Annotated in this window: 13 protein-coding genes; 4 read left to right on the plus strand and 9 right to left on the minus strand. The window is 45.0% G+C overall.

Annotated elements, in window-relative coordinates:
* Positions 1–88: 88 nt before the first annotated feature.
* Both MHI14_RS07575 and MHI14_RS07580 read right to left on the minus strand, forming a co-directional pair.
* On the minus strand, positions 89–514 hold the full coding sequence (locus MHI14_RS07575; protein ID WP_341130101.1) for a hypothetical protein: 426 nt from the start codon (positions 512–514) through the stop codon (positions 89–91).
* Positions 515–539: 25 nt separating this feature from the next.
* Positions 540–944, minus strand: coding sequence for a hypothetical protein (locus tag MHI14_RS07580; RefSeq protein WP_341130102.1), 405 nt, complete (start codon positions 942–944; stop codon positions 540–542).
* 239 nt (positions 945–1,183) lie between these two features.
* Between MHI14_RS07580 and MHI14_RS07585 the strand changes: the two genes are divergently transcribed.
* Positions 1,184–3,241 (plus strand): methyl-accepting chemotaxis protein, encoded by a 2,058-nt coding sequence (locus MHI14_RS07585; RefSeq protein ID WP_341130103.1) that lies wholly within the window; start codon positions 1,184–1,186, stop codon positions 3,239–3,241.
* 99 nt (positions 3,242–3,340) lie between these two features.
* Here MHI14_RS07585 and MHI14_RS07590 read toward each other — a convergent pair whose 3' ends face one another.
* From MHI14_RS07590 to MHI14_RS07615, 6 genes are all read right to left on the minus strand, one after another.
* Positions 3,341–3,727, minus strand: coding sequence for a RidA family protein (locus tag MHI14_RS07590; RefSeq protein WP_091027950.1), 387 nt, complete (start codon positions 3,725–3,727; stop codon positions 3,341–3,343).
* 19 nt (positions 3,728–3,746) lie between these two features.
* Positions 3,747–5,123 carry an amidase gene (locus MHI14_RS07595; protein ID WP_341130104.1) on the minus strand — a complete coding sequence of 459 codons (1,377 nt, stop codon included), beginning with the start codon at positions 5,121–5,123 and terminating at the stop codon, positions 3,747–3,749.
* Between the two features lie 193 nt (positions 5,124–5,316).
* Complete coding sequence (locus MHI14_RS07600) at positions 5,317–6,345, minus strand: ABC transporter substrate-binding protein (RefSeq protein WP_341130105.1); 1,029 nt, start codon at positions 6,343–6,345, stop codon at positions 5,317–5,319.
* Positions 6,346–6,379: 34 nt separating this feature from the next.
* The gene (locus MHI14_RS07605) at positions 6,380–7,246 is read right to left on the minus strand and encodes an ABC transporter permease (protein ID WP_091027958.1); all 867 of its coding nucleotides are present in this window, start codon (positions 7,244–7,246) and stop codon (positions 6,380–6,382) included.
* Entirely contained in the window at positions 7,246–8,022 is a 777-nt protein-coding gene (locus MHI14_RS07610) for an ABC transporter ATP-binding protein (RefSeq protein ID WP_249911987.1), read from the minus strand. The genes MHI14_RS07605 and MHI14_RS07610 overlap by 1 nt, the downstream gene beginning before the upstream one ends.
* Before the next feature lie 241 nt (positions 8,023–8,263).
* On the minus strand, positions 8,264–9,943 hold the full coding sequence (locus MHI14_RS07615; protein ID WP_341130106.1) for a PucR family transcriptional regulator: 1,680 nt from the start codon (positions 9,941–9,943) through the stop codon (positions 8,264–8,266).
* Between the two features lie 218 nt (positions 9,944–10,161).
* On the opposite strand from MHI14_RS07615, the gene MHI14_RS07620 reads away from it, so the two are divergent.
* From MHI14_RS07620 to MHI14_RS07630, 3 genes are all read left to right on the plus strand, one after another.
* Complete coding sequence (locus tag MHI14_RS07620; protein WP_341130107.1) at positions 10,162–10,638, plus strand: hypothetical protein; 477 nt, start codon at positions 10,162–10,164, stop codon at positions 10,636–10,638.
* A gap of 103 nt (positions 10,639–10,741) precedes the next feature.
* Positions 10,742–11,080, plus strand: coding sequence for a hypothetical protein (locus tag MHI14_RS07625; RefSeq protein WP_341130108.1), 339 nt, complete (start codon positions 10,742–10,744; stop codon positions 11,078–11,080).
* Between the two features lie 88 nt (positions 11,081–11,168).
* Positions 11,169–11,549, plus strand: coding sequence for a hypothetical protein (locus tag MHI14_RS07630; RefSeq protein WP_341130109.1), 381 nt, complete (start codon positions 11,169–11,171; stop codon positions 11,547–11,549).
* A gap of 283 nt (positions 11,550–11,832) precedes the next feature.
* Here the strand turns inward: MHI14_RS07630 and MHI14_RS07635 are convergent, their stop codons facing one another.
* The gene (locus MHI14_RS07635; protein WP_341130110.1) at positions 11,833–13,047 is read right to left on the minus strand and encodes a peptidase M56; all 1,215 of its coding nucleotides are present in this window, start codon (positions 13,045–13,047) and stop codon (positions 11,833–11,835) included.
* Between the last annotated feature and the right edge of the window lie 337 nt (positions 13,048–13,384).

Raw genomic sequence — 13,384 nt, forward strand, 5'->3', positions numbered from 1 at the left:
GAACGTCCTTGTTTTTTTATTATGACATCATATCGTGTACTCTCCACCGTTTATCTGGACTTCAATGTCATGTGATCCCCTTTTCGAATTAATCCTTCGGTTCAACTACGGCTTCATTGACAGGGGGATCCTTTCGTTTCAGATACATCTTGCTTGGACGATGCAAGAGCACGATAAGCAGGGCGAAAAGATGAATCAGGGTAAACAGGTTACTCTCATTCGGAATGGCAACGAATAGCGCCAGACTCAGAAACGTCACGGTGAGCTTGAACTTTCTTTTGGTGATGAATATAACAGCGAGCAGGCTGGGACCGATGATAAACAACATTCTGGCTGAGATTACGCCAGAGGCGTAAGCCAGATCATCTCCTTTGCGTAAGAAACCCAGATAGGCCTCCATGTTCTGGTTGAAGTCAATGAGGAACACGATAAAGGACACAATCACGTAGATCAGTTTCACACTCAATAAAATGCGCACGACATTTAATAGCGTAGGTAATGCTGTTTTTACCATATCACTTCTCCTATTCTCTTCGAATCTATAACCGCAGATTCTTCTGGTTGTATTCTTCCCGAGAGCTTTCCTGCTTCAGATACACCTTGCTGGGCTTGTGGAGCAACAGAGTAAGCAACATAAAGACGTGCAGCAAGACGAGAAAATTCTGAAAGAACACAACGCAAAAAAATAAGGCCAGGCTCATAAATGTAATTGTTAGCTTATAACTTCGTTTGGAGATAAATACGATAGTCAGAATTGGGGGAACCAGAACCAAGAGCACACGGAGCCCGATGCTTGTAAAATAGGCGATCTGATCAGATAGCGGAAACGCGAAGTAATCCGCACTATTACGGAATAGATCTGCAATAAGGAATGTCATGGAAATCCCAATGAAGATGGATTGTACGCCTAACAGGGCACGGATAACATTTAATAAAGTAGGCATTTTCGGATTCAATGCGTTTTCCCTCTTCCTGCACGATATGTATTTCATATATTATACGATGTTGATGTCATATTTTGTATTAACCCAAAGTCTTCATTTTCCAATCGTGTGCAGTGGCCTTTGACCTAGTATAACTGGGGAAACAGCTTACAGATTATTTGATATCGACCGATATAAAGTAGATACATAGAATTTGGACTTCATAATGATGAAAATGAAAATGGATGGTGAATGTAATCATGGTATTTAGCAAGGCAAGAGAACGCATGCGCAACATGTCGTTCAGAGTCAAATTACCACTTATGATCAGTCTGCTGGTGTGTATCGTGCTGGCGGTAACTGCGGTAGTGTGTTACAGCGTAGCGGCAGTTATTACACTCGACAAAAGCAAAGATGAAATTAAGGCAACCTCGGACCGGGTGGGGGCAGGTTTGTATGCTTCACTAAGTTTGGAAGAACAATCTACCTTTCTGATTACAACACATCGTACCTTCCGGGATCTGCTAGAGATTCGGAATACGGATGGGCAGGAAGGTGAGAACTTTTTCTCGGAAAACAATGAACTGCTGGATAAGGCAAGTGGTATTCTCGCGGACAGTCTTGCAGGTATGGAAGGTAACAACAGTCTGATTTTGTTGGATCGGAATGGCATTATTGTTGCAGCGAATGATCCGGCAGTTATCAAGGCGGAACGCGGAGATCGGGCATATTTCCAAGAAGCGATTCAGGGTAAAAACGTGATTAGTGAAGGGATTGTAGCCAAGTCCTCAGGACAACTTGGTACGGCTTTTGCCATGCCAATCTACAATGAGAATCAAGAAGTACAGGGAGTGCTCGTATCTGCGGCATCCACCTCGTTCTTCGTTAATCAGCTACAAAATATCAATATTAATGATGAGGGAAAAGTGATCATTCTGGACCGTGTAGGTACGGTCATCTACGATTCAGCGGATGAGAAGTTGGCAGGCCAGAAGATGGAGTCCGGCGAATACCAATCATTGATAGATCTTGCTCCTGGCGCTGAACTACAGCAAGGGGATATTAGCACAGATGAGAAAGTGGCGTATTACTCCAAAATCCCAAGATCCGACTGGACCGTCGTTGTTGAAGATAAACTGAGCGATGTGCAGAAGCCTTTGCGTGCGATGGCAAAACAGATGTATATTGTTCTGTTTAGTGCTATTGCGGTTTCCGTCGTTGCGGGTATTCTGATCTCTTTGCTGGTAACCAGACCAATTACAAGACTAACCGTGTTGTTCAGACAGCTCGCGGGCGGCGACCTGACGGTGCAGGCTCAAGGTAAATATAGCGGAGAATTCAAACAATTGGTGGACAGCTTCAATACCATGGCAGCAGGCAATAAACAGTTGATCTCCAGCATGAACCATTCCATCGGCATCCTGAAAACAAGTACATCCGAGCTGGAACAGTCCACTCAGCAAACTTCGACCACGATTGCCGAAACAACGACAACAGCATTTGAGATTTCACGAGCCATGGAGTCCCAGGCGAACGATACGGGAGCCATTGTGGATAAATTCATGAATGTTGGTAACAAGATTGCCAACGTGAATGGGATGTCGCAGGCAGTGAAGTTCAAGGCAGATGAAATTACGGATGCATTCAAAAATAATCATGAAGTTATTGATGCACTCATTGCGGTGAACGGGCAAAACGAGATTGAAGTTGGCAACATCTCCAAAATTACAGTCCAACTCGCTGAAAGCTCCTCGGGCATTCACCAGATCACGGGTACGATTGCCGAAATTGCAAATCAGACGAAATTACTTGCGTTGAATGCTTCGATTGAGGCCGCAAGAGCAGGTGAGCAAGGGCGCGGCTTTGCCGTGGTTGCTTCCGAGATTCGCAAGCTGGCAGAGCAGACAACAGCTCAATCGGAGGATATCAACCGAATTGTGATGCAGACCATTGATCACGTGGAGCAGAATAACCGAAGTGTTCAGGCTATTGAAGCGATTGCGGAACAGCATAAGAGCAGCGTTAGCCAGACCAAGGAGACATTCAATTTTGTCACCGAGAATATGAATGAGATGATGAGCCAGGTTCAGGCTATTGCCACTGAGATCGAATCCATTGAACGTGATAAGGATGAAGTCATTGGAGCTGCACAGAACTTGTCCGCTTCCGGTGAAGAGGTGTCGGCTTCTGTTGAGGAAGTCACAGCAACAATGCAGGAACAGTCCGGCATGACGGAACATTTGACAGATATGGTGCAGAGAATCGATGAACTGACCAAACAACTTGCCGAAGAAGCATCTCGCTTCAAAACAAAATAGGAATACGAAAAGAAACCGATTTCTCAAAAGAGAACCGGGTTTCTAGACAAAGAGAGCACCTGTACCCATCTATGGCTACAGGTGCTCTTTGGTGATGTGTTACTCTCCTCGGACGGAAGGCGCATACGCCAGCACTTCCATTTCAATTAAATAAGGGCCTAACCCGCTAAATACGGTAATACGGGCGGGATAGGGCTGCTTAATCATTCGCGCATACACTTCGTTGTATTCGGGCTGATCCTCGACTCGGGCCAGATGAGTGGTTACCTTCACAATATGATCGAGTGTAAGTCCGGCTTCTTGAAGGATCACCTCAATATTACGAATGCACTGCTCAGTCTGCTCCTTAATGCCGCCGATAGGCTCAAGCGTCTGTGGATCAACGCCTACCTGACCTGCAACGTAGACCAAATCTCCTGCGCGGACAGCATGGGAGAAAGGAAGCGGGAATTTGGGTGCTGCACTTGCATGTATGATGGTAGACATCGTAGCTGTCATTCCTTTCCTAATGAGTGTGTATATTCGGTGTTATCTGATTCCAGTTTGTAGCCTGCTGATAATGATGAGCGATGGACAACAAGCGGTCTTCTCTCATGTGTGGACCGGCAAGCTGCATGCCGATAGGCAATGGCTTCCCTGAGGTGGTATCAAACCCGATGGGTACGGTGATGGACGGTAGACCTGTATTGGTAAACGGTCCGTTGAAAATCGGGCTGCCTGTCTTGTATCCATGTGGAGCTACATATGGTGTTGACGGAGTCAATAACACATCCACTTCATCGAACATCATCATCATCTCGCTCCGGAATATCGTTCGGATGCGTTGTGCCTGCAAATAATCAACGGCACTCGTCTGGTAGCCGAGCTCAAGCTGTTCCCGCATTGTGTGGCCGTAACGATCAGAGGCTTCCGCGAAGCGTTCCTGATGGAAGGCGGCAGCTTCCGCTCGCATAACCGTACGATGAGCAGCAATGGTTTCTTCCATATAAGAAGGCAGGTCAACTTTCTTCCATTGCATGCCCAGCTTCTCAAGCACAGCGCTTGCCGACTCTACTGCTAACAAGATCGCCGGTTCATCGGTCTGGAAGAAGTTGCTCGGTAGCCCGATCACCATTCCTGAAATAGGATGCTCAAGAGCACTTGTTAAGTCTGGCTTGCCATAAGGAAGCGTGAAGGAGTCCAGCTCATCTTGCCCGGCCATCGCTTCCAGAACGATTGCGTTATCTTGTGCAGATCGAGTGAAGGCGCCAATATGATCCAGGCTCCAGCTGGCTGTGATGACACCATTACGGCTAACCCTGCCGTAAGTCGGCTTCATGCAGGTTAATCCGTTGTAAGCTGCGGGTCTAAGCAGAGATCCAAAGGTCTGTGTTCCGAGTGTGAAGGAAGCCATGCCAGCCGCTACTGCAGCGGCGGAGCCGGAGCTGGAACCGCCCGGGGTATGTTCTAGATTCCACGGGTTGCGTGTTGGCGGTTCACCTCCCTGAAAGGCGTATTCCGTCGTAGTTGTCTTGCCGAGCAGGATAGCGCCTGCAGCTTGCAACTTATTAATTACAGTTGCATTCGTTCCGGGTACGAAGTCAGGAAAGGTACTTGAACCGGCCGAGGTGCGTATGCCAGCGGTATGGATAATGTCTTTGGCTCCATATGGAATGCCGTGCAGAGGGCCGAGATATTCGCCATTCATCAGTTTTTGTTCAGACTCTCTTGCGGCCTGCAAAGCCTGTTCGGCGGTGACTGTAACGAAGGCTTGCACAGCAGGTTCTACTTTCTCAATGCGATTCAAATAGGATTTCGTAAGCTCAACAGGAGATATCAACTTGTTTTTAATCAATTTTGCGGCTTCAGCAATGGTCAGCTCATTCAGTGGTTTCGTAATCATCGCAGAGGCACGCTCCTATGCGGAGGGTTGGGTCCTATTTCTTCTGGCAACTTGAAGCTTCGAATCAGCTTCAAGTCGGCTGTAAATAGGGCAAGCTCCTCGCTGGTAATAACTCCGTTCGCGTATTTCGCACTTTCCGTACGGCGGTGTGTGTGATAGTCGTCTTGGTTCAGAGTAATCAACCTTTCTCTCTCTATTTGGTGAAGCTTGGATCGATAATATCCTCGTAAGCGAGTTCTTCCTTCAGATTACCGATGAATCGCTGCATATCGATTGCGGTGTTAAAAGCTGATTCATTGATGAGCCCATCAGCAGGGTATACCTTGCTGTCGATCATGCGTTGTACTGCTTGCTCCACGACTTTCTGGTCCAGATTCGGGAATTCCTTCACTGCAACAGCTTTGGCGCCTTCAGGGTTCGATTGAATAAACTCCAGGGCTTGCTCGATAGAGTTGACAAAGCGCTGGGTGAGATCAGGATTCTTTTCAATGAAGCTTGCGGTTGTATTCATCGTTGCAAAGGCAAAGTCAGGATAATCCTTCGTGAAATCATGGACAATATGCAGCCCTTCTGCAATGCCTTGATCCAGCTGAGGTTCGTAAACAATAGCAATATCGGCTTTGCCGGCTAATACAGCACCAAGCTCTGAGCCATTCTGAACCTCGGTGATCGTCACATCCTTGTCGATATCAATGTTGTTGTCAGCAAATAGTTTCCTCAGTAAGCTGTTCGAGCTTGTAGGTGCCAAGCCCACAACGATGGTTTTACCTTTGAAATCCGCTGTCGAATTCACGGTTACTCCTTCTCGTGCAACTGCCCATACTGGAGCACTGCCAGATAGAAGGACCAGTGAGCGAGCATCTCCGCCCTTTGCATTAGCAAATGCGACATGCTCAGGACCGTGGAAGGAGAACGCGGACTCGCCTGAGATCACCGAAGACAATGCTGTTGGACCGCTTCCGGCAGCCCGGATGGAGGATAGCTCAATGCGATTCTCCTTTAGGAATCCTTGGTTATTCGCTACATAGAGCGGAAGGTAGAGCAGGTTGTGATATACCTCCGACACCATAATTTTGTCCACCTGCGTATTGGGTTCGCCCCCAGTACTAGATGAACCTGCACCACTTGCGGGTGTTGTGGCATTGCTACCGCACGCACTGAGCAGTGTAGTCAAAATAACCGTCATCGCTGCTAGAAAAGCTATCTTTTTGAATGTACGCATTAGTCATCAGGCTCCTTTAATGGTTGTAGGTCGGCTATACGAATGTGGATTTGCTGCTGGTCTTGTTGTCATTCCATGGAAGGAGACGGGATTCGAGATAACCGACACAGGTGTAGAGGAGCATCGCGACCAGCATAAGCATGAACACGCCGACCCATACGGCCGGAAGGTTGAACAGGTTACCTTCGACGAACACCATATGTCCGAGTCCTTTATCTGAAGAGATGAATTCTCCACCAACAACAGACACCAGTGCCAAACCGATATTGATCCGGAAGGCTGAGATGATCCATGGCAGAGAGGAAGGAACGATAATTTTACGGAAAATTTGTGATTTCTTTGCACCGAAGGATTTCATCAGGTTGATCTGGGATTCGTCGATTTGATGAGTCGCTTGATAGGCGGATAATAGCGCTACGATAAATGTTGCTACGGAGGCCAGAGCAATCTTGGAGAAGATGCCTGAGCCAAACCAGATGATAATCATGGGAGCGAGTGCGATCTTCGGAATACCGTTCATAGCTACGATGAATGGATCAAGCACACGGGCGACGGACTTGGAATACCACATGAGCAGTCCTGCCAATGAGCCGATTAAGCTACCGGCTACGAAGCCGATAACGGTGGCATTCACCGTTGCAAATGCGTCTGTAAGCAGCTGCCCTGAGCTGGCCATCGTGATGGCAGCATCGAGAATGGCGCTTGGTGATCCCATGAGGAATCCATTAACGAGCTTCAAACGAACGGCGGATTCCCAGATCACCAGGATGACCGCTACAATAATGAACCGCCACAGCATCGTTATCAGCCATTCTTTGGAGAATGTGGATTGTCTCCGCTTGTTCTTCGCAACTCCAGCAGGCTTCCCGGCAAGGGTAATTTCAGGTGATGTGCTCTTCATTAGCTGATCCTCCCCATTTGGATATCAAGCTCTGACCAGATCGATTCAAAATACTGCTTGAACTTCTGGTCGGAGCGGGCTTTCAATGCTGAGCCATATTGCGAGGCGAGACCAATGTCATACACCTGCTTCACGGTCGTTGGTCGCTTACTCATGACGGCAATACGGTCGGATATGGCGATGGCTTCCTCAATGTCATGAGTGATCAGGACGCCTGTCTTGCCCTCGGATTTGAGAATGGATAAGATTTCATCTTCCAGAATGAGTCTGGTCTGATAATCAAGTGCTGAGAAGGGTTCGTCCAGTAATATAATATCGGGCTGGGTAACGAGGGTACGAATGAGGGCTACACGTTGGCGCATACCGCCTGATAGCGTGGAGGGATAGGCTCCTGCGAATGAAGCCAGGCCATAACGATCCAGATAATCCATGGCAATATCGCTGCGATCCTTTTTGGACAAGCCCTTCACTTCCAAGCCTAACGTGACATTGTCCAGGATGCTTCTCCAAGGAAGTAACAGGTCCTTCTGCATCATATAACCGACATGCCCGGTGGTCTGATCAATCTCTTCGCCACAGACGATAACCTTGCCATTTGTTGGCTTAAGCAGACCCGCGATAATGTTGAAGATCGTACTCTTACCGCAGCCGCTCGGTCCCACGATGCTGAAGAACTCCTGCTTTTTGATTTGCATCGAAACCTCAGCCAGGACCTGAATATCTTCTCCGGTTGCACTGACAAATGATTTGGATACGCCTTGTATCTGTATAGCCATGATAGGTAGCCCCTTTCCTACAGCCTGATGTTTGTTTATTTCTTGATGTGAAATGGTGTTAAGTAATATAACATTGATGAATATATTCCTAATCATATAGACTGATTGACGAATTGTCATTAGTTACTCTGAACATAAAAATAGAATTAAATCAGTTAAAATGCACAAATGAAGATTGAATCTGAATTGAATATGAAAAGAAAACAAAAAAACGTGTCATTATACATGACACGTCCTCGGTTCAAGTCGTATGATTAGCTTCGCTAGGGGCTGGATGAACATTCAGAAGGGACTCAAGTGCGAAGGCAAGTCGGAAGCGCAGGCTCTCCATCGGGTCCTTAATGTTCCTGCCGGTTAGTTTCTCGCATTTCTCCAATCTGTAGATCACTGTATTGCGATGTACGAACAACTCTTTCGCTGTATCGACGATCTGGCAATGATTCTCATAGAAAGAGGACAGGGTTTTCATAAGTTCACTGCGCTCGTTCGGATCTCGGTCTTCGAAGGGTTTAAAGGTTTCTTGATGAAATTGCAGCATCTCATCGTAAGGAATCATGCGCAGCAGACGGCTTATATCCATGGTTTGATAGGAATGAGCGAAGCGTGTCTTGCGCATCTGATAGCCGGATTGGAGCGCCTTGACTGCTTCTTTATAGGAGAGTCCAATATCCAATACGTTCGTGTAGGGATTACCTATTCCGAAGGATAGGCTGAGCTGCGACTCCGTATACAGATTGCTCGCGATCCGCTCAAGCTGCTGAACAACGGTATGTTCGTCCCAAGACGATTCGGCCAAAAAGACGAGTATGCCGAACTGGTCGTTCTTAGTGAACATGACAAAGGAGAGATCCAATCTGGCCAACTCCTGCTTAATCAGCTCATAATTAGCGTCTCGTTCCGAGATGAACCGCTCTTCCCCGGAGGAAGTAGAGTTCTGCTTAGGTATGCCCGCTAAGGATTCATCCTTTTTGGCAACGATGAGAACAGAACTTCCTTTGGCTTGCAGCCCATATTTCTTGCCGCGGTGCAGCGCTTCTTGTTCCGAACGAATGAAGCCTTGAATGAGATCGGAGAAATATTCATTTTTGTAACGGCGGGAGCGTTCCTTGACGGCTTGTTTCTTGGTTAACTCCAGACCGATCACATTGACGGCTTGTTCCAGTGCCAGAGTGGAGAGCTTAGAGCTTGCGGAACTGTCGTATAGTGCGATCAAATAGCCCTCGTGCCGATCCGTGAAGATGGGATGAAGCTCGGCGTGTCGATATTTATCAGCAGTAAGCAGGCAGATCGAGATTGCGGTATGGAAGGAAGGATGCTCATCTATAATTGTCAGTATGGGCGCGGCGAGAGACTGATGATCCATCTGTTGTGCATAATGGGAGCTTGCCGTAATCTGCTTCTTTGAACCAAGCAGAAGTACAGGTGAGGATAGCAACTGAGACAACGTATCTACGATGGATGGTATGCCTTTTCCCTGCATCACCATCGTGGAAAATTGCTTATGAATAGACAAGGCGTAGTGTAGCTCATGGGTTTTGTTCTGAAGGATAGCACTGATTGAATGTTGAAATATTTCACCGAGAGTATTGTCTATCTCGGACAGTTCGATGATTGGGAAGCCCAGCCTGTCGGCTGTCTCAAGCAGTTGCGGAGATAATTCAAGAGAGAAACGCTGTGTCTTGACAGCAAGCGCCGCACAACCAATCGCGTGCATATCTGTAATGAATGTAAGATGAGCATCGGGGCGATCTTTCAGGATATAACCGTTTGTCAGCAGCATATCTCCCGTCTTCAGGAATTGTACAATATCTGGGGCATCCATAATATTAATAGATTGCACCAAGCGATCAAGGCCGCGATGCCCGGCAATAACCTTTGCTTTGGAGAGAATGGGGATAGTTAATAACTGTTGCAGATCCATCTTCAACCCACTCGCTTTCATAATGATATGTTATAAAATCTAACATTAAGTGAGGTGGGCGTAAAGAAGAGTTTGGATAAAGAGGCTGAAAGATAGATGTAAACAAATTTCTCATAAATATAAAAACTTTCCAATAATTCAATGCGTTATACTAAATAGATCTAAAGAAAATTTGATCACTATTACCAACGCTATAACTAAAAAGGAGTTCTCAATCCATGAAAGGAAAAGGATTAGTATCGCTTTTACTTGCCAGTGTTGTTGCTAGTTCTATTTTAGTAGCATCGACTACAACTGCGGAAAGAGTTGTAGCCCAAACTCCGATGGAAGCAGCAACGGAGTATTTTCAGGCTTACATTGCTAAAGATGTAGAGGGAATGATGTTTTATTCTAAAGATACCAATTATTTGGATGAGAAAAGTCGTGAAGAAGGATATGTAAAGGATCTTAAAACTAATCCAACTACAGGGTATGAAATTGTGGAAACCAAAAAAATCAACACGGATGAAGTTCAACTTTATGTAGTTCAAAAGTATGCAGGACAAGGCTACGAACAGTCACCACCACTCCCGTATAAAATTTTCAAAAGCGAAAATGGATGGAGGGTTTTAGTAGAGCCACTAGAAATCAATACAGTGACAGGTGAAGTCACTAAAGGTACACCGATTCACGCTTGGCAGTATACAGATCATTAGTTGTTGTATCTGGTTTCTACTAAAACAAAGGCCCAGTTGAACAAGAAGGCAAAGAATTTATGAATGCACACACATTATAGAAACGATTGAGGAGTGACCTCCAATGAAAAAATTCTTTATCAGTACGGCATTAATAATGACTGTTTCGGCAGTGACTGCTTTAAGTATTTATGCGAGTAATTATTATGATGATGCTAAAGCGGATAACCCAAACTATCCGGATTTTGGTCCTGCAGTACAATTATCAGAAGAGGAAATTAATAGAGCTCTAGAAAATGTCAGTAGTATAACGACTTCTTTTGGAACATTTAATAGGGTACCCGAGAAAGACGCCTTCATTTCCGAAAATGAAACGGTGGATAACTTAGATCATTTAACTGCTGATACCAAACAGATTTTTTCTCACGGTAATTACTTTGTGAAAAGCGGTTCCGAGGAATAAATTTATCAGAAATTAAGATCGACACTTCATTGATTGGGAATGGTTCTTTTTAGGGAGTGGGAACGATAGAAGTCACTGGTTAAATTCAGTGTTTGATGAAAGCGTTGAGTTTATTATTTTGGATTTGTTACAGATGGGGAAAGAGAAGCCAATCGTAGTAGATACTTTTATGGAACCTGCTTATCTAAGGGAGATTGTTAACCCCAACCGCGTTGTTTATATGTTTGCAGAAGATGACCTAATTCGAGCGGAGTATCTGGATCGGGATCATCTGAGAGGCATGGAGGGTTTGTTCCCTAGTTTATCAGATCCACAACGTGCACGAGACGAAACATTAAACACGGTGGTTAGAGCATCGAATCATTACCTGCAACAAGCAGAGCAGTATCAATTAAAATGGTTTATGAGAACATCTCAGTCCAATAAAGATCAGATGTTACTGGAAGTTGAAAAGCATTTTGGTTTTTGATGATACTGAATTGTCAAATTATATCCGTCGTCATTTGATACATTAAATGAACCCCAGAAAGTAGCCGATCAGCTTGTGAACTGCACCCATTTGTTAAACACGACTAACAATGGAGGTGCAGTTCACGTGATCGGTTGTTTTTGTTCAGCTAACAGCAGGTTAACTTAGCCTTAGCTGAAAACCTCCGCTTCAATACTTATAATTCAACGTAATGACCGACGGTACGAATTGATCCTCCTTAAGTGCTAATCTGATTTTGATAATGTTGACCTCATTTTCCTGGTTATTGGACAGGAGCGATTACTAAAGCTTTAAGATTTTCTTCCTGGTGTTTGTCCACCCCAAGGAAAAAAGCCGCATAATAAATACCGTCTTGCTTCCACACGTAATACGTTTGAGTTTTGAACTTCAACTGATTGTTATCCGAATGGACAGGCTTCCAATAGATATGATCCTTATCTTTATATGCCGATATTTCGATACCGTTAATCACCAATTTGTGCATGAACGACAACTTGTTCACATCCACAATAGGGGCTTTGCTCTGATAATAATCAATCATGTCATTTATTTCATAAATGGAGGAGTTGTAAGGAACGCGATAACTATTCTTTAAGGCGTCTGTGTCCGGTCTGATGGAGAACCCGGTGTTCTGATCGTCAGCTTGCTGCATAATCGAATCGGAAAGTTTAAGACCATAGTCTGATATGGTATACGGGAATTTCACTGGAAAGCCAAGAATATGTTTTGCTTCCTGCAAATCCGTCTTATCATATAAAGGGAATGAATTGCCCTCACCCTTATAATCGACATATTGAACTTGTTCTGGCAAAGCAAATGACTGAACGATTTTCACCAGCTCTTCTTGTGTAAGATCAGCGCTAAAATAATTGATCGAATACGTTACACCGTTTTCCTGCCATACAAAACTTTTGGCTTTTTCAGGTTTTTTCTTATACTTGGGCCTTGTAGTGGTGTACATAATACCCTTCATACTGCCTAATGTCAGGTCTACTTGCTGGTAAGAAGGAGCAAGGTCTGGTTCTTGGGAATATGAAGCCCCCCACAACAATTGATGCTCCAGCAAAGTGCCGTTCCCTTTGGAAGCTTGTACTTCAAAGTATTGTTCGTCTTGTTGGCCAAAGTTCGATACGAAAGTGATCGTAACGAATTCAATCCAGTCTGCTTTATTGGCTTTACTGAAATTCTCATTTAAATCCACACTTCTTAGGCGATACCCTTCGGGCAGATAATCAGGCACTTTAAAGTCAAACGTTGAAAAAGCGAGCGCCCGGTCCAGATTATGAAACCATTTGAACGATGGAATCAGTCTGTCGATCTGAAAGGAGGAAACCGTATTTTCTTCCTTTGAATCCGTTGCTTGAGAAGCATTTGAATCGACAATGGCGTTGGTAACCAAAACTGCGCTTAAAACTAATATCAGCAAAATAGCCGTGGCAAATAGTTTGTATGAACCTTGTTTAAACTTCGTAATCATTGTAACTCTCCGTTTCGTCTCATTCTAGTTGTTGAAAATGAAAGATTAATCCGTGGATGAGAGCTTTGGAAAAAACGAGACAGCATAAGAAGTGTCATGCTATGAAAAAGATTCCCGCTCACCCAGCGCTTCAAGGACGACCGCATCATAGGCCATTTCCCAATCGGAGGCCATTTTTTGCCGCGCCAGCCAAACAAAAGGATTAAACCTATGTAGCTATACCACTAACATCCATAAGGAATTGAACCCATTTGTTTGAATTTTGGTTAAATTAGTTAATAATTTTTCCATACTTTAAATTATACAACAATATATTCTAAGAAAGTAATAGTACGTT

It is taken from the genome of Paenibacillus sp. FSL K6-2393 (assembly GCF_038002545.1).
In the GTDB taxonomy this organism is placed as follows: Bacteria; Bacillota; Bacilli; order Paenibacillales; family Paenibacillaceae; genus Paenibacillus.